7 protein-coding genes are annotated in these 19396 nt (G+C 56.4%); all 7 read left to right on the top strand.

Features of this window, described 5'->3' with window-relative positions; all coding sequences use genetic code 11:
* Positions 1 to 42: 42 nt before the first annotated feature.
* The 7 genes from RB602_RS12885 (at position 43) to RB602_RS12855 (ending at position 19309) form a co-directional block, all read left to right on the top strand.
* Complete coding sequence (locus RB602_RS12885; RefSeq protein WP_317081015.1) at positions 43 to 1827, top strand: ShlB/FhaC/HecB family hemolysin secretion/activation protein; 1785 nt, start codon at positions 43 to 45, stop codon at positions 1825 to 1827.
* Positions 1828 to 1874: 47 nt separating this feature from the next.
* On the top strand, positions 1875 to 12938 hold the full coding sequence (locus RB602_RS12880) for a beta strand repeat-containing protein (protein ID WP_317081013.1): 11064 nt from the start codon (positions 1875 to 1877) through the stop codon (positions 12936 to 12938).
* Positions 12939 to 13010: 72 nt separating this feature from the next.
* The gene (cysS, locus tag RB602_RS12875; protein ID WP_317081012.1) at positions 13011 to 14483 is read left to right on the top strand and encodes a cysteine--tRNA ligase; all 1473 of its coding nucleotides are present in this window, start codon (positions 13011 to 13013) and stop codon (positions 14481 to 14483) included.
* A 104-nt stretch (positions 14484 to 14587) separates the two neighbouring features.
* Entirely contained in the window at positions 14588 to 15046 is a 459-nt protein-coding gene (locus tag RB602_RS12870) for a TM2 domain-containing protein (protein ID WP_317081010.1), read from the top strand.
* Positions 15047 to 15061: 15 nt separating this feature from the next.
* The gene (locus tag RB602_RS12865) at positions 15062 to 16006 is read left to right on the top strand and encodes a D-2-hydroxyacid dehydrogenase (protein ID WP_317081008.1); all 945 of its coding nucleotides are present in this window, start codon (positions 15062 to 15064) and stop codon (positions 16004 to 16006) included.
* Between the two features lie 177 nt (positions 16007 to 16183).
* Positions 16184 to 17830: an acetolactate synthase large subunit gene (locus RB602_RS12860; protein WP_317081006.1), complete on the top strand. Its 1647-nt coding sequence runs from the start codon at positions 16184 to 16186 to the stop codon at positions 17828 to 17830.
* 45 nt (positions 17831 to 17875) lie between these two features.
* On the top strand, positions 17876 to 19309 hold the full coding sequence (locus RB602_RS12855) for an aldehyde dehydrogenase family protein (protein WP_317081004.1): 1434 nt from the start codon (positions 17876 to 17878) through the stop codon (positions 19307 to 19309).
* Positions 19310 to 19396: the final 87 nt, after the last annotated feature.

Below are 19396 nucleotides of genomic sequence, written 5' to 3'. Positions count from 1 at the left end.
GGTCGCGCTGAGATGAATTGAGGGGGGAGTATGAGCAGAGACATGACAAACCGTTGGACGCTGTTCTGGGCTGCGGCGCTGCTGTCATTGACGATGTTGTATTCGCCTGCTTTTGCCCAGGGTGTTCCCGGCGGTGTGACGCGCGAAGAGATTCAGCGCGGCATTAATGATCGCGAACCACCCAGAGACAGCCGGGCGATCAGCGTCGATACCGAATTTGAGCGGGCACCTTGTCCCTTGGCTGCGCCCGAATTCGCTGAGGCCCGCTTTACGCTGAACGATGTGCGCTTCGAGGGTCCTGAGGCTATTGATCGCTCTTTGCTGTCAGAGAGTTTTGCGTCCTATGTCGGGCAGGAAAACTCGGTCGCTATAATCTGCGAAATCCGGGACCGTGCCGCCACTATATTGCGTCGGCAGGGCTATCTCGCTGCTGTTCAGGTCCCGCCTCAGTCTATCTCGGAAGGCGTTGTCACACTCGATCTGCTGGTGGCGCGGATGACACGGGTGGAGATCCGTGGCGATGCCGGCACATCGGAAAGATTGCTGTCGCGCTATATCGACAAGCTCAGCAATCAGCCGGTTTTCAATATTGAGGAAGCCGAGCGCTATCTGCTGCTGATGCGCGATATTCCGGGGCTGGATGTTCGGCTCGCATTGCGCCCCGCCAATGCCGGTCCTGGCGAGGTGATTGGCGAGTTTTCGGTGGTGCGCAATGCGGTCTTCGCCGACATTGCGATACAAAATCTCGGCAGCCGCGAAGTGGGGCGTTTCGGCGGGTTGGCGCGGATGCGTTTGAACGGCCTTACCGGACTTGGTGACCAGACAATCATCAGCGCCTTTTCCACGCTTGATTTTGATGAGCAGCATGTGCTGCAACTGGCGCACCGCATGACGCTGGGTGGCGAAGGTTTCACCATCGGCGGCGATTTTACCTATAGCTGGAGCGAGCCGAGCGTTGGTGCCAATGGCCTGCTCGACTCTGAAACGCTGGTTGCCAATCTGGATATGCGCTATCCGTTCATCCGCAGCCAGGCACAGAATCTGTCGGGCACGCTGGGCTTTGAATATATCGACCAGGATGTCGATTTCGGTGCTGGAGCATTGTCACGCGATACGCTGAGTGTTCTCTATGCCCGGCTGAACTATGGCCAGACTTCGCTGCCGAGCATCACCGGTCGTGATGGCTATTCGGCGGCGGAACCCAAATGGTCTTTCCTTGCTGGTCTCGAAGTGCGGCAGGGCCTGGATATTTTCGGCGCAACGGAGGGCTGCGGCGTCAATCTGGCCAATTGTATCTTTGGCGGGGTCATACCCCCCAGCCGGATTGAAGCTGATGGCACGCAATTTGTCTTCCGTGGCGATGCGCGTTTTGATTATCGGTTTACGCCAGATGTGCTGCTGACCGTTGCACCGCGGGTGCAATATGCGCCCGACCCGCTGCTCGCTTATGAAGAGTTTTCCGGCGGTAACTTCACCGTTGGTCGCGGCTTTGATCCGGGTGTGATCATTGGCGATAGCGGTGTCGGTGTGCGCAATGAACTGGCCTATGGCTCGCTGATTCCCGATGGCCCCAAGGCCTCGGCGTTCCAGCCTTATGCGTTCTTTGACGCGGCATGGGTGTGGAATGAAGATGCCGCATTTAACGGTATCGACCCGCAAGAGCTGTATTCGATCGGTGCCGGGCTGCGCGCCAATATCCGCAACACGGTGACGCTGGATACGCTGGTCGCGGTGCCGCTCAATGCGGCGGGATTTCAGACAAATACAGGCGATGTGCGCTTCCTGTTTACGCTCTCGGTGCAACTGGCGCCGTGGAACTGGCGGTGAGTGAGGCGCGCAGCCGATACAGAGGTTGAGGAATGAGGGACAGGATAATGGGTATTCACTTGGCAGGCTCTGACCAGAGTATTTCAGCTTATGGCAAGGCACATGGCGCACGACGCCGATTGCTGACAAGCTGCTCTGCTTTTGCGGCGGCACTGGCGCTCAGCCTGTCATCCCCGGCCACGGCCCAGACCATGCCGGGCGGCGGTTATGGCAATACTGACCTGATGGTGCAGAATTATCCACTGCCATCGCGGGTTATGCTTCAGCCGCAACCCAGAACAGCAACAATTCCCTCCGTCCCGCAGCCCGTAACCCCTTCCGTCCCTGCTACCGCTGCTCCTCCTGCAAGACCTGCTTTGCCTTCGATACCGGACCAAGGCTATAACCGCCCCACTATGCCTGTGATGCGGGTGGAAAATCGTCCGCATATGCCGACGGTCAGTTTTCCGGGGCGCAGTAGCGGGGTTGCTGGCGTCGATACCATCCGCATTCGCGGTGAAGGCACGCTGCCGATGCTCGGCATATCAGGGCATGATGGGCCGATAAACGGCGTTGAGGATATTGTCATTCGTGGCGCTCGCAGTTCGCTCACCCGTGGTGAGCAAACGATTGCGATCAGCAGCACTATGGCCAACCCGCCGCTAAGCTCGGCGATTACGCCACAACGCGTTGTCGAGCCTATAGTGGTAGCACCAGCAGCTGATCCTGTGCGGGCATTTCAGGCCACAGAGGCGGTTGTGCTGGGCGGTGCTACATATAGCGGCAGCAATATTGTCGGGACCGATCTGGTTACCATCACCAGTGCGGAAACCATTATTAATTGGACACCGCTGGATACGGCGCTGTTTTTGGATACGACCGACGCCATCAATATTCTGCCTCAGGGGAGGCAGTTACAATTTGGTGGCCCGGATACCGGCTATACCGTGCTCAACCGGATATTGCCCAATGTCGATGCCAATGGGGATATCCGCGCAGTCAGTTTCGAAGGTACGGTCAGTAGCTTTCTCGGAACCAGCACTGATGCGACCTCGGGCTTATTCAATGGCCCGACAGGCGGTAATATCTGGTTCTATAGCCCAGGCGGGATCATAGCCGGAGCATCATCGGTTTTCGATGTCGGCAGCCTTCTTCTGACGACGAATGATATTGACACCACTGGCGGTCTTTTCGGACCGACCAACAATATCCGCTTCCGGGGTGCGGCGGACAGCGTATCTGCGGTGGTGATTCAGGATGGTGCCCAGATAGAAGCGCTCAATCAGGGCAGCTATGTCGCCATGGTCGCGCCACGTGTGGTTCAGGGTGGTACTGTCGATGTCAATGGTTCGGTTGCTTATGTGGCAGCGGAACAGGCTGATTTGACCATCAATAGCGGACTGTTCGATATCTCTGTTGCGGTGGGAACGGGCGATGATAACGGCATTGTTCATACTGGCACAACCACTGGTCCTGCTGAAACGCCGACACCTGCTGATCGGTCTGCTGGGACGCAACGCGTTCCTGATCCGCAGGCGATCTATATGGTGACGGTGCCGAAGAACGAAGCCATTACAATGCTTGTCGGTGGCAGCGTTGGCTATACTGCGGCAACGGGGCTGGTCCAGGAGAATGGCGAGATCATCCTGAGTGCGGGTCGCAATGTCTCTGTTGTCCCGGCTGCTTTCTCCTCACAGGATCCGACTATCACAATTGCCGATCAACCGGTGAATGATATTGCGACAAATATCGCTTTTCGCGATGCCAGTTTTTCCAATGACCTTACCGTTACCGCCAGTGACTCTATCTCCCTTATCGATCAGGGCTCTTCAGGGTTTTCCAGCGACGCTGATGTAACGCTTATGGCGGGTGAGCGCGTCGATTTTCTGATCGCTGAGAATGAGTTTGTGGACGTCGCGGGAGACCTGATCGTCGATGCCGGTGCCGGTACGCAAGGCGGCATCGTCAATATTGACGTACAGGGTACTGCCGATGGTGGCATCTTGCGAGTAGGTGGCGATTTCCGGGTGGATGTCGGTGCTGCCGGATTGATCGCTGATGTCACAGGAGTGGCTGGCGAAGATGCTACAGCGGGCGAAATCTCAGTCTCGGTAACAGATGTTGCTCTGTTGGAAGTTGGTGGGGTGTTTGAGCTATCGGCTGATGCAGATGCTGGTAGAACCTCTGACTCTGCGGGCATCGCGACGGGTGGTACCGTCAACTTGTTGATCAATGGGGACAACGCGGACATTGATGTCAACCAACTGTCACTCTCGGCAAATGCCAATCTATCCAGTTTGCCTACCGGGGGTGTTGCACCGACAGTGGGCGCGGACGCTTTTGCTGGTTCAATCACGCTTGACCTATTGGGCGGACAACTCAGCGTGACCAGACCTGGATTTGGCTTTGGACTGACTGCCAATGCATCCGCTGATGTTATCACAGGCAATAATATTGTTCTGCCAAATGCTTCGGCAGGCAGCATCGCCCTCAATGTTACTGGCGGTACGCATAATATAGTTGGTGGCGCTAGCATCCGTACGCAAGCATTTGGTGGACCTTCGGACATTGAAGAACGTAATGTCACTTCAGGTAGCATCGTGATCGATATCCAGAATGCACCTTTCACAGTTGGTGGTTTTCTGTCTCTGGCAAATACTGTGTCGCTCGATAACGGGATCCCTGTCGAGGGAGGCGTGAATACGGGCATCAGCGTCAGCAATGGCGGGGTATTCACTGTTGGTGATACGCTTTTCTTTGCTGGGTCGGGCAGCAATATTGAGATTCTCGCCGATGGCGGCGACATAGTGACAGATGGTTTGGATTTGAACAGTCTGGACGAGGACGGGGTTATAGCCAATGGCGGTGATATTGCGCTGCGGGCTATCGGCGGAGGATCAATTGTATCTACTGGCTTCAATTCCATTGATACAAGTGCGCGTTCTGGTGATGGGTTCAATAACGGAATTGCGCGTGGCGGCGATGTTCTGATCGAAGCCGATAATGGCGAAGTACGCTTTACCAATAGCTTGTTCATAGATGCCGCAGGCCAAGGCGGTGTAGCAGGTTTTGAGGACGTTGTTGGAGAGGGTATCGGCGGCAATATCAGCTTCTCGGTTGATGGCGCTGCAGGTGTGATGAGTCTCGCCGATGTTTTTGCCAACAGTGATGGCACCTTATTTGTTGATGTTGAGGGCGGGGGAAGTCCTGCTATCGGTAATGGTGGTTTAGGAACCGGTGGTAATGTTACCTTTGATCTTCTTGGCGGTATCTTTACAGCCAATAGAATCGATCTGAGCGCCAGCGGCTTTGGCGGCGACGGTGGAGGAGCCGTCGACTTTTTCACTGGAACGCCGAATATGGTTGGCGATGGCGGTGCCGGGACGGGCGGTGAGGTCACGTTCAATCTCGATGGTGCCAATGCTTCAGTGCAAGATTTGGACATATCCGTTACCGGTATAGGCGGCAGTGGTGGACGGGGTGATTTCGCTACAAACCAAGCGGGAGGTAATGGCGGCGTCGGCATCGGTGGTAGTGCAACCTTCAATGCTATTTCAGGTAGCCTGAATATAGATAATACATTGTCGATATCTGCCACCGGTAACAGTTCGTTCTTCGGATTTGTGAACGGCTCCGCAGGTGGTTTCGGAGAGGGTGTCAGTGGCGGCGATGGTGGCCAAGGTATTGGCGGTAGTGCGACCTTTAATCTCGAAGGTACTGCAACAATCAACGCTACAGATGTCATTATCAGCACCGCCGGCTTTGGCGGCGAGGGCGGCGATACCGGTATTGATAACGGGTCGGGCACAAATGGAGGCCCCGCAGGGGCTGGCGGCAACGGCACCGGCGGAACATCGGTCTTCAATAACACCTCCGGTACCTTGAACTTCTCTACGCTGACCGTTGAGGCCATCGGAAATGGCGGCCAAGGCGGTAGCAATATTGGCCTCACCACCGGTGATTCACGTGATGATGGCGGTGATGGCGGAACCGGGACGGGCGGCACCGCGATTATCAATCTCAATCAGACAGATCTCACCAATCCGGTATATGTTGTCGATGCCAGTGCTACAGGCGGAGAAGGCGGCGCTGGTCTCAACAGTGGCCGTGGCGGCGATGCTGTTGGTGGCGCTGCAGCGCTGAATATCAACAATGTTCTGGTTGATCTCGATGACCCCGTCATTCGCGCCAATGCCACAGGAGGCAATGGCGGCTTTGTCGACAGCTTCAGCGGCGATGGCGGCGCTGGCGGCAATGCTACAGGCGGCACCGCAACGCTGCAGGTAACTGGCGGTAATGGCAGCATCGGCCTTGATTTCATCGAACTGGAATCCAACGCGACCGGGGGCGCTGGGGCTACGGGTGGCTATGGCGGCTTTAACGTCGATACAGGCAATGGCGGTACCGGTGGCAATGCGACCGGCGGCACCAGCCAGCTTATCGCTGACAATGGCGGCAACATAGCCATCAATTCCAGCTTTACCATTTCCAGCACTGGCGTGGGCGGCGCGGGGGGCGAAGTCGACAATGCAGGAGATTATAACTCTGGCGGCGCCGGCGGCGGTGGCGGCAATGCCATAGGCGGCAATATTGCGCTTGTCGCGCGAAGTGGCGGCAATATAGCCAATAATGCCGACACCTTGGACCTGTTGACCACAGGAACAGGCGGTAGCGGCGGGGCTGGTGCGTCAGCCGGGTATATGGGATCAAGCGGGGGTGCTGGCGGCAGTGGCGGTTATGGCACCGGCGGGTCGCAAACGCTGTTCGCGGATGGCGGCACGATAAGCACCAGCAATATTACTCTGCGTTCCAATGGCATTGGCGGCACGGGTGGGATTGGCGGATATGCTTCAGGTGGTGCATCTGGCACCGGCGGCGATGGTGGTGAGGCCAGCGGTGGCTCGCTCCTGTTGCGCGCGCAGGGTGGCACCATCACCGCAGACGATGTCGCTTTTGTGGCAGAGGCTACTGGCGGAGCTGGGGGCACCTCTGCGGGCGGTTCAGGCATAGACGGTATGGGCAATGCCGGTAGTGCCAGAATTTCGGCAGAAGAAGGCAGTCCCGGTATCATCACCCTGGGCGCAACCACGGTAAATCTGAGTGGCAATAATGGGTTAGCCGGTCGTTTCGAGCTGTCCGACACCTCGATTGACCCTGCTGGCCTGATCAACATTGCTTCACTGGATGTCACGGGAACCGGTCTATTGGGGGCAACAAGCGGTTTCTTCGTCACCGGCACTAGCGGCGCGATGGCGATTGCCGGTGATCTGAACGTCAATGTTGCTGGTGATATCAATTACGACTTTGACGGCACAGGCCAGATGACGGTGACCGGAAATGCCACCCTCAATTCCGGTCAGAACATCTTGGTCAGCCATATCAACAATGGCGCGCAGACGATTTCCATTGATGTTGTCGGGGATTTTGACGCGACGGCGCAGGGCGATTTTGATGCCATGCCGGATTCGATCATAAACGCTGGTCCGAACCTCATCATTCGTGCCGATGGCAATGCCTTTGCCAATGATTTGCGCGCAATAACCGATATTCAACTGTTAGCAGCTCAGAATGCTATGCTGGGCGACGCTTTGGTTAGCGGACCGCCTTTGGCAACGCTGATAACGCTTGGCCTGCGCATAGACACAGGGGTTACGGTGTTGGCCGGTCGTGACCCCGCCGATCTGACTGCACTTTTCGATCCAGGCTTCAATGCCGAGATAACGGGAACCGTGTTTTCTACTGGTTTCGTTAATGTTTCTGCTGGCGGCAACGCCATATTCCAGTCGGGTGCCAATGTCATGTCGGACAATGGCATCGAAGTTGTAACGGGCGATGATATTATTATTAATGACGGTGCCACAATATGGGCGGCGCTGAGACCGGTCGTAAATGCTGACCCCACCGCACCCTTTTTGACCGAGAATAATCTCGTACTGGATGCAGGCGGCCTACTTCCCAGTCTGACTCCAGCGCGGCTCACGCCAATTTCTTCTATCGTTAATCGCGGCGTTATTGACGCCAATGAGTTTGCTGTGACGATGAGCGCCAATGCCATTGATGGCTTTGGTGGCGAACTCCGCGGCGGATCGATCCGTGCCGACATCCTTGATGCACCGCCAAACGGCGTTACCCTCTCTAACGACGATGGCCTGCTCATAGCGCCTTGTCTGGAAGGCATAGCCTGTCTTGGCACGGTGACCGCCGATAACATCGTCAGCATTGGTCAGAACGGCGTCCCGATCGAGATCATCATGGAGGGCGGCAATATGACCGCGACCTCTATTCTGATGACGGCGCGGCGCGATATCACGCTTGGCGCAGATGGCGAGACCAATAACTATCTCGCCAGCACCGATTTGCTGATCGAGAGTGTTGAAGGCGATATAAACCTTCTCGGAGATGCCAATCTCAGTGCGCCTTCGCTTCAGATAATTGCCGCAACCGGCAGCCTGCTGGGCAGTGGCGACATTACCAGTGCCAATGATGTTGGCATTACCGTTGGAACTGACATTGAGGCAGCCAGCATCAGCGCCGGGGGTGAGCTGACCACAGCAGCCGATATCGGTGGCGCGCTGGAAGACTTTTACAGCGTAGACGGTAGCATGTCGGTGGGTGCCCTGACTGTGGGCGCAGGCAATGTGAATTATGAGGCTGGTGGCGATCTGATCTTCGGATCGATCACTGTTCCGGGCACGGATATCAATCTCTTTGCACCGGGCACGGTGCGCGTGGACAGCAGCTCTACCGCCCAGAATGTCAGCATTGATGCAGGCGATGCACTGCTGGGCCTCGTTTCCGCCAATGACAGCATGAGTGTCATCGCTGCGGGCCTGATAGATTTCAATGAACTCTTCGCCGGCAATTTCATGTCGCTGGAAGCTGGCGAAATTCTCGGCAACCAGCTCGATGCCGGTGACCTTTCGGCCTTTGCTTTCGGCACCTTTGATGCGCTTCGGGTAGATGCAGCGACAGCAGCCATTGATGCAGATTCAGTGTTTATCGGTGGCGCCGGCGGTGGCGACTTTACGATTACTGGCAGCAGCCTCGTCGACATTGGCGACATCTTTGCCGATACCATCGATGTTTTCGGCGGCAGTGTCAGCATTGTTGACGCTCAAGGCGGCTTTGTCACCATTGATGGCAGCGATGTGTTTGTCGATACGGCGGGTGGTGAACAGATCGATATCACCAGTGGATCGTTCGTCACTGCCAATAACCTGTCGTCTTTCGGCGATATCACTATCCAAGCTGGTAATGATGATGTCACCGGCACCGGTGACTGGTTCGCCGATGGCGGCATCTTCATCAGCGATGCCGCGAATATCGCGCTCAATAATCTGACATCCGGCGATGCTCTCAGCCTGACGGCGCAGAATGTCGCTGTTGGCAATGCAACTTCGACCAATGGCGGCGTCACGATGAATGCCACAGCAGGCGATGTGACAGCGGCTGACATTAGCGCAGTCAATGGCGCGGTCGATCTTGACGCAACGGGTGATGTAACGCTTGCCATGCTGGACAGCGGCGCAGGCGTGACGATTAATGCTGGTGGCAATATCGGTTTCGACGCGATCAGCACGACCCTGTTTGGCATCACGCTGGATGCTGGTCAGGCGATTAATGGTGGCGACCTCATGTCGGCGACTACCAGCGGCGTCACGGATACAATCAACGTAACAGCGGCAGGCGCGATTACGCTTGGCGATGTCACTTCAGGCGACTTCCTGACTATCACTGGCGAAAGCCTTGATGCCGCAAGCATCAATACCAATGGTTCGACAACGCTTACGGTCGACAGTGTTGCGAACATTGGCACCGTGACGAATAGCACCTCAACGACGATTACCGCTGGATCGATTGCTTTGGGAACGGCTAACACCAATGGGCTCGATCTTGACGCGCTTAACGGCGACATCGTGGCAACCGGCGTAATCAATAGCGGCACTGGCAGTGCTGTTTTTGACGCCACCGATAACGTTGCTCTGACGCGGCTGCAAAGCGGTGGCGGCGTTACGATCAATGCTGGTAGCGACATCAGCTTTACCGATATAAACAGCAGTCTGTTTGGCGTCAGCTTGGACGCGGGCCAGGATATCAACGGCGGAGATATTACAACGGCGACGACGAGCGGAGTCGCCGATACAATAAATCTGGCTGCCGGAGGATTTATAGCCGTTGGCAATATCACCTCTGGCGACTTCCTTAGCGTCACCGGCGAAAGCCTTGATGCTGCAACTATCACCACCAATGGCACAACTACGCTGCTTTTGGACGGTACCGTTGATATTGGTGCATTGGACAATAGCTCGGCTACGACAATCACGGCAGCTTCGGTTGCTCTTGGGTCAGCGAATAGCAATGGTCTGACGATTGACGCGCTTAACGGTGATATTGTGGCGACCGGTGCCATTGATACTGGCAGCGGCAGCGCAAATTTTGACGCCACTGATAACGTTACGCTGACGACACTCGAAAGCGGCAGTGGCGTTACCATTAATGCCGGCGGCGATATCAATTTTGACGCGATCAGTACCAGCCTGTTTGGCATCACTTTAGATGCCGGTCAGGCCATTACTGGCGGCGATCTCATGTCCGCTACAACCAGCGGTGTCGCTGATACGATTCGCGTAACCGCGACAGGGGCGATCACTCTCGGCAATGTGACATCAGGCGACTTCCTGACAATCACGGGCGATAGCCTTGATGCTGCAGGCATTAATACCAATGGCTCGACCACGCTGACATTGGACGGCCTTACCACTATTGGCGCGTTGAACAATGACTTCGCAACGACAATTTCAGCCGGTTCAATTGCCTTGGGAACAACCAACAGCAATGGCCTAAGCCTTGAGGCACTTAACGGCGACATTACTTTCACAGAAGCTATCGTGAATGGCAGTGGCGCGGTTGATCTTCAAGCGACTGGCAACATCGCCTTGGCAACGCTGCAGGCAGGCGGGGCTGTCTCTTTAGATGCCGGTAACGCCATCGGCTTTGATAGCATTGGCACCAGCGGCGGGGCGATCTCTCTTGATGCTGGCGGGGATATCAGCGGCGGTGACCTGACAACGGCCGACAATGCAGGCGTAGCCGACAACATCACTCTCAATGCGGGCGGTCTAGTCGACCTTGGCACTCTAGATGCTGGCAATAATGTCAGCATCAGCGCCGAGATTATTACCCTTGAAGCGGCATCCGCGCTAGGTTCTGTCCTACTAGATTCCGCGCTCGATATTACTGCACAGTCGCTTGATGCAGGCTCTGCCGATCTGACGGCGAATGGCACCATCACCATTGACGATGTTGTGGTTGCGGGCGGCGGCAATTTTGTCGGTGATACCGGTGTTATCTTTGACACCGCCGATATTGGCGGCGAGCTGTTGATGCAGGCGGATAATGGCGGGGTTGAGGTAACCACTGACCTTGCGGTTGGCGGCCCCGCGACGCTGGACGGTGAGGCCATATTGGTCAACGCTCTGGGCGATCTGGTAATCAACAGCGCCAGCGCCAGCAATGGCGATATTGATTTGACCGCGGTGGGCGATCTTAGCTTGTTGGATGGCACCTCCGTCGGCGACATCACGCTGATCAGCGAGACCGGATCGGTAACAGCGGGTGCGCTTGCGGCTGGTGCAGGATCGACATCCAATCAGGGCAACATCACACCATTCCAGACGGTCGTCACCGGTTCGCCTGGACCTGGTGATATCAGCATCATAGCGGGTACTGATGTCAATATCGGCAATGATGTTGAAGCGCAGAATCAGTTGATCCTTGATGCCGGGGGCAGCATCAATGTGGATGCGCTTGCTTCGGGCTTGGAGATATTGCTGACATCGTCCGATATCGCCATTGGCACCAGTGGCCAGCTTGGCCGTTCCGATCGCACCAGCTTTATAGAATTCACCAACACCAGTGATCAGGCGATGCTGATCGGCGGCACGGGTGGCACCGGCTATGTGCTCGATAATGACGAGTTTACCCGTGTTTTCTCAGCTGGTGACATCGCTTTTGTCTCGCCCGCCAATTCGCGGCCCGATGGCGATATGATTGTGCGTGATCTGTCGATCAATGTGGCCTTTGGGTCTGGCACACCGCAGGATGGAAATATCGGCGTTGATGGCTCGGTCTTCTTTGAAGCCGGCGACCTGTTGCTCGTCGAAGGGCTGGTCAGCGCGGACAATGCCACGGCAGGCAATGCTCTGTTCTTTGACGTCGGCGGACAGTTCCGCCTGAATGCCGCGACGGGTACGATCCAGTTGCTCCAGCCCAATGCCGGGTTCACCGGCGCTATCGGTATCACCGCGTCGCAAATTCTGGCAGTCACCGATGCAGCTTTCACCGATATTGCAGGCCTTGATGCCGCAGGAGTGGATGCACGGCTAGCCAATAATGACGGGGTTGATAACGCCGCCGGGTTCTTCCGCACCGGTGATCTGTCGTTCAATGCTGATTCCCTGCTGGCTATTCAGAACAGTGCTGCAGGCACCGATTTTGATGATCGCCGCGGCTTTACCGCGGGTAGCCTGACCATTGATATCACTCAGCCCGATAGCGTGATTGCCATTAACGGCCTTCTGGTCGACGCCAATGGCAATGAGATTACCGGCATTGACGCCATTGCAGCTACAACGATTACCTCTGGTGGTGGCACGCCGACACTGGATCCGGGTTCAACCATTAATGGCTGCGTAATTGCCGATCCCGCGACCTGTACTGCGACAACGCCACCACCGCCACCGCCACCACCACCGCCACCGCCACCGCCGCCACCACCACCGCCGCCACCGCCACCGCCGCCACCACCACCGCCGCCACCGCCACCGCCGTCGCCACCACCGCCGCCACCGCCACCGCCGCCACCGCCGCCACCGCCACCGCCGCCGCCACCGCCGCCGCCGCCTCCAACGGGCAACGATGATGTGCAGCCGCAAATTGTGCAGCGCGATGTGATTGAAGAAGAGGTCGATGAGAATGAACAGGGCAATGGTGATGCCACCTCGGGCTTCGGTCTGGAGCTTGATCTCATCGAATTGCGCAACGCGCCTGAAATTGGCTTTGAGCCAGTGATTGACGAGCCAGTTACAGGATCGGGCAATGATGACCTTTGGGTGCCGCCAACTGACGAATAACCGTGCCAAATCATGGCCGCTACAGTCAGTTGACACTTGACCTTGCGCGTTGCTTGCAACAGAGCATCGCGCATGTCCGATGTAACAAAATCACCTGAACAGGCGCAGCTACAACTGTTCAACAGTCTGACGCGCTCACTGGAGCCTTATCAGCCCATCCATCCCGGTGAGGCGCGGGTGTATAGCTGTGGTCCGACGGTCTATAATTATCAGCATATTGGCAATATGCGCGCCTATATCTTCGCAGATACGCTGGGCCGGACATTGAGCTTCAAGGGCTATACCCTCCGCCATGTCATCAACATTACCGACGTTGGCCATTTAACCGATGACGCCGATTCCGGCGAGGACAAGATGGAGAAAATGGCGAGCAAACAGGGCAAATCCGCCTGGGATATTGCTGCCTATTACCAAGCGGACTTTGAGGCCGATCTGGCGCGGCTCAATGTCCGCAGGCCGGCGCACCATCCCAAAGCCACCGACTATGTCGATGCGATGATCGACTGGGGCAAGGCGATTGAGGACAAGCATTGCTATGAACTGGATAGCGGCCTCTATTTCGATGTCTCGACCGTGCCCGCCTATGGCAGCCTGGCGCGTACCGAGACCGATGAAGGCGAGGGCCGGATCGATACGGTTGAGGGCAAGCGCAACGCGCAGGATTTTGCCATCTGGCGCAAAACCCCGGCGGATGAAACGCGGCAGATGGAATGGGATTCCCCCTGGGGCCGCGGCGCGCCGGGATGGCACCTTGAATGCTCGGTCATGTCGAAGGAATTGCTTGGGCATCCTTTCGACATTCATACCGGCGGCATTGATCACCGTGAAATCCATCACCCTAATGAGATTGCCCAAAACCAGGCCTTTGGCTGCTGTGACAGCAGTGGTGCGCGGATATGGATGCACAATAACTTCCTGATCGACCGGGCCGGCAAAATGTCGAAGTCTGCAGGCGAGTTTTTGCGGCTGCAATTGCTGGTCGATAAGGGCTTTCATCCGTTGGCTTATCGCCTGATGTGCCTGCAGGCGCATTATCGCAGCGAGCTGGAATTCAGCTGGAGCAATCTGCACGCGGCTTTGACCCGGCTAAAGCGCATGGTCATGGCGATGGACAAGCTGAAGGCCAAGGTCGGCGATCTGCCGGTGCCTGATGCGCCGCGCCATCCGCGATTGGTGCAGGCATTGGCCGATTTTGATGCAGCGGTCAGCGATGATCTCAACACCGCCAAGGCGCTGACGCTTGTTGATAATCTGCTCGGTCAGAAGCGCATCGACGCGCCTGAATGTCTTGCGACCATAACCAGGATGGATACGGTTCTGGGTCTCAACCTGCTCAGCCTTTCACGCGCCGATTTGCGGATTACGCCTGCAGATGCGGCTATTGACGAAGCCGGGATCGAAGCGGCTTTGGAAGAACGCAAAGCGGCGCGCGCCGACAAGGACTTTGCCCGCTCAGATGCCATTCGCGATGATCTGCTGGCCAAGGGTGTAGAGGCGATGGACGGAGACGCCTTGGGCTGGGATTGGGTTTTGTCGGTCGACTAATGCCTTCTGTCTAAAAGCGCGATCCCGGGCCAGATCATGCTTGCCTCTTTGCCAGCCTGTTCTCTACCCTTGCCACCAATATGTGAATCAAAAGAGGCAAGGACATGCGAGGGAAAATTCTCGGCGTTGATCGTGAAACCGGCAAGGGACAGATTTCCGGTGACGATGGTGAACGCTATCAGTTTGACAGGGCAGACTGGCGCGCTGAAGCGCCCCCAGCCATTGGGGCGTTGGTGGATTTTGAAGCCAAGGGCAGGGATGCAACCAGTGTTTTCCGTCTTGATGCGGTGGCAACGCGTCCGCCGGTCGTCAATGAAAAGAACAAGATTGTAGCGGCGTTACTAGCCTTCTTTCTCGGCGGCCTTGGAGCGCACAAATTCTATCTCGGCTATAGTGGCGCGGGGCTTACGATGCTCTTGCTCAGCATTTTCGGAATGATTTTGCTATTCATTCCTACGATCGTGATATCATTTATCGCCTTGATCGAATTCATCATTTATCTGGTGACTTCTGATGGTGATTTTGAAGAGAGATATGTCCGCAATAAACGGCCCTGGTTCTGATCGGAGCATATAAGGATGGCCAAAGCCGTTATCTCCGCAATGATCCGACCGCTGTTGGAGGGCCAATTGCCCGACGGCATAGAACCGGTCTGGTTTATGAGCGCCGATGAGGCCAAGGCGGAAATTGCCGATGCCGAAATCGCCTGGGTCGATATGAACGACCCGCTGGCGATGAAGGATATCGTATTGGCGGGCGAAAACCTCAAATGGCTCTCCACCATCTATGCCGGGCTCGATCATTTCCCGGTGAAAGAACTGGCCGAACGCGGCACGATTGTGACCAATGGCGTGGGTATCAACACCATAGCCGTGGCCGAATATGCGGTGATGGGGATGCTGTCGCTTGCGAAAGGGTACCCCAATGTTGTGCGCGCAGCCGATAAGCGCGAATGGCTGACCGCTTCGCCGGGCGTGGTCGAACTGTATGAGACCAAAGCACTGATCATCGGCTATGGCGCGATTGGCCGCGCTATTGGCGAGCGGCTGTCTGGCTTTGGCGTTGAAGTGACCGGGGTGGCCCGCACCGCACGGCCTGATCAGGGCATATTGGGCGCGGACGACTGGCAGGCGCGGATTGGCGATTATGACTGGATCGTCTTGGCCATGCCTTCAACCGCCGAAACCTCTTCTCTGTTCGGCGCAGAACAGATTGCGGCGATGAAGCTGGAGGCGTTTCTGGTCAATATCGCACGCGGCGATTGTGTCGATCAGGATGCGCTGATCGAAGCACTGACGGCGAAGCGACTCGCGGGCGCTTTTTTGGATGTAACCAGCCCCGAACCGCTGCCTAAAGACCATGCTTTGTGGTCGCTCCCCAATGTCCAGCTTTCCATGCACCTTTCCGGCCGAGCACAGCAAAAAATGTTCCCCCGTTCCGCGGCGCTGTTTCTGCGCAATGCAGCGGCCTATGTTACTGGAAAACCATTGGAAAACCAGGTTGACCTGACGCTGGGATATTGATTGCTTCAGCCGCTTTTGGTGCATTGGTGATCTGCGGCATAGCCGGGTGACATCGCAGCGATAATTGCCTATGCAGTAACCGGATCGTTAGGGGCAGCGAGGCTATTTTCATGCTGTCGATCACATGGGTCGCCCGTATCATGTGCACATATCTGGCAAGGAGGGAGGCCTTATATCATGACCAAAGCATCAGACCTTTTCATTCAGTGTCTCGAGGAAGAAGGCGTTGAATATATTTTCGGCGTGCCGGGCGAGGAAAATCTCGACATGCTGGACAGCCTGTCGCGCTCGACCAAGATCAAACTGATCCTCACCCGCCATGAACAGGGCGCTGGCTTTATGGCCGCTACCTATGGCCGCCATACCGGAAAGACCGGCGTATGCATGGCAACACTTGGCCCCGGCGCAACCAACCTTGTCACTGCTGCTGCCTATGCGCAGCTTGGCGGTATGCCGATCCTGATGGTCACAGGACAGAAGCCGATCAAACATTCGAAGCAGGGCCGATTCCAGATTCTTGATGTTGTCGACATGATGGGACCGATCACCAAATTTACCCACCAGCTTGCCGGGGCTGACAATATCCCCAGCCGGGTGCGTGAGGCGATCCGTCTGGCCGAGGAAGAAAAGCCTGGCGCGACGCATATAGAATTCCCCGAAGATGTGGCTGCCGAAGAAACCGACTCCACGCCCATCACACCCAGCCTGACCCGGCGGCCGGTTGCAGAGGCAAAGGCCATTCGTGCGGCGGTCAAGAAGCTCGAAGCGGCAAAATCACCGATATTGGTGCTTGGCGGCGGTGCCAATCGCACCACCACCGGGCGGATGCTGACGCAATTTGTTGAGAAAACCGGCATCCCCTTTGTTACCACCCAACTGGGCAAGGGCGTGGTGGATGAGAGCCGTGGCGAATATATGGGCTGCGCCGCGCTGTCAGCGGGTGATTATGTTCACCGTGCGATTGAGGCAGCCGATCTTATCGTCAATATCGGCCATGATGTGATTGAAAAACCGCCTTTCTTTATGGAGGCAGGTGGCGCAGAGGTTATCCATATCTCAATGAACAGCGCCGAGGTTGACCCGGTCTATTTCCCGCAAATTGAGGTGATTGGCGATATCGGCAATGCCATCTGGCAGATGAAGGAAGACATTGTCGTCTCGCCCGATTGGAATTTCGAAACCATGTATCGCGCGCGTACAGCGCAGATAGACCATGCAATAGCGATAGAGAGCGATGCCCGTTTCCCGATCTTCCCGCCGCATCTCGTCAAGGTCATCCGCGAGGCGATGCCCGGAGATGGCATTATCGCGCTCGACAATGGCGTCTATAAAATCTGGTTTGCCCGTAACTATCTGGCGCATCGCGCAAATACGGTGCTGCTCGACAATGCCCTTGCCAGCATGGGCGCAGGGCTGCCTTCGGCGATGATGTCGGCGATGCTCTATCCTGAACGCAAGGTGATGGCGATTTGCGGCGATGGCGGTTTTATGATGAACAGCCAGGAGATGGAAACGGCGGTGCGCCTTGGCCTCAATCTCACCGTGCTGATCCTCAATGACAGCAGCTATGGCATGATCCGCTGGAAACAGGCGAATATGGGCTTCAAGGATTGGGGCCTGACCTATGACAATCCCGATTTTGTGAAATATGCCGAAAGCTATGGCGCGCATGGTCATCGCATTGAAAGCGCTGAGCATTTGAAGGAAACCATTGACCATTGCCTGTCGACTGATGGCGTGCATCTGATTGATTGTCCTGTCGACTACTCCGAGAATGACCGGATTTTGAACCATGAGCTCAAGGAATTGAGTGCCAAGGTTTGAGTGATAAATTCACCTCCCGCTTGCGGGAGGGGAGAAGGAGCCAGAATGACCCAGTTGAAAGACACCTATCCGCTCTATCTCAACAATGTGGCGGTGCAGCCCAATACCGATCTGGTGGTTACCGACAAATATACCGGCGACGTGGCGTTTCGCACCGCATTGGCGACGCCTGATATTATTGACGCTGGCATCGACGGTGCGGTCGCCGCGACTGAACCGATGGCGCAGATGGCGAGCTATGAGCGGCAAGACGTGCTGATGCATTGCGTCTCGCGCTTCAAGGAGCGGTTTGACGAGCTTGCCTATGCCTTGTGTGTTGAGGCGGGCAAGCCGATCAAGGACAGCGAGGGCGAGGTGACCCGGCTGATCGATACCTTCCGCATCGCTGCGGAGGAATCGGTGCGGATGACGGGAGAGGTCCAGCCGCTCGATATTTCGCCGAGAGCGCGCGGTTATCAGGGTATCTGGAAACGGGTACCGATTGGCCCTTGCAGCTTTATCTCACCATTCAACTTCCCGCTCAATCTGGCGGCGCACAAAATTGCCCCGGCTATTGCGGTGGGCTGTCCTTTTGTGATGAAACCGGCTTCCAAGACGCCATTGGGCGCGATTATCATGGGCGAGGTGCTGGCAGAAACCAACCTGCCCAAAGGGGCGTTTTCCATCCTGCCAGCCAGCCGCGATGGTGCCGATCTGTTTACCGAGGATGACCGGCTGAAGCTGCTCAGCTTTACCGGCTCGCCTGCCGTTGGCTGGGCGCTCAAGGCCAAGGCGGGCAAAAAGCCGGTTGTCCTAGAACTGGGCGGCAATGCTGCGGTGATTATCGATGAGGATGCTGATCTGGACGATGCGCTGGAGCGGGTTATTTTTGGCGCGTTCTACCAGTCGGGGCAGAGCTGTATCGGGGTGCAGCGGATTATCATTCATGAGAATGTCTATGACCAATTCCGCGATATGCTGGTCGCCAAGACCGCGACCCTGATCGCAGGTGATCCGAAAGACCGCAAAACTTTCGTTGGCCCGATGATCAGTGAAAGCGAGGCGTCGCGATTGGATGGCTGGATACAGGAAGCCATCAAAGCCGGCGCGACATTGCTTGTCGGTGGCAATCGCGAGGGGGCCATGCTGGAAGCGACGCTGCTGGAAAATGTGCCGCGCGATACCAATGCGGTGCGTGAAGAGGCCTTCGGCCCGCTGGCTATCCTGTCAAAATTCAGCGATTTTGACGAGGCGCTGGCCGAGGTTAATGACAGCAAATTTGGCTTACAGGCAGGCATCTTTACCCGCGATCTGTTCAAGACGCTCGACGCCTGGGACACGCTCGATGTCGGCGGCGTCGTAGTCAATGACGTGCCGAGCTATCGCGTCGACAATATGCCCTATGGCGGGGTGAAGGATTCCGGGCTGGGCCGTGAGGGGATCAAATTTGCGATGGAGGATTTGACAGAAATCCGCAATCTGGTGATCCGGCGCACATAAGACCGTGAGAATAGAGGATAAATATTGGCTTATAACGGCTTGTGGGGTGACCAGCCGGGCAAATTGATGTAAGCAGGAAATGAGGGG

Origin of the sequence: Parasphingorhabdus sp. SCSIO 66989 (assembly GCF_032852305.1) — a bacterium.
Taxonomy (GTDB): domain Bacteria; phylum Pseudomonadota; class Alphaproteobacteria; order Sphingomonadales; family Sphingomonadaceae; genus Alterisphingorhabdus; species Alterisphingorhabdus coralli.
The sequence above is the reverse complement of the archived record's forward strand: the minus strand, read 5'-3'. Positions and strand labels throughout refer to the sequence as shown.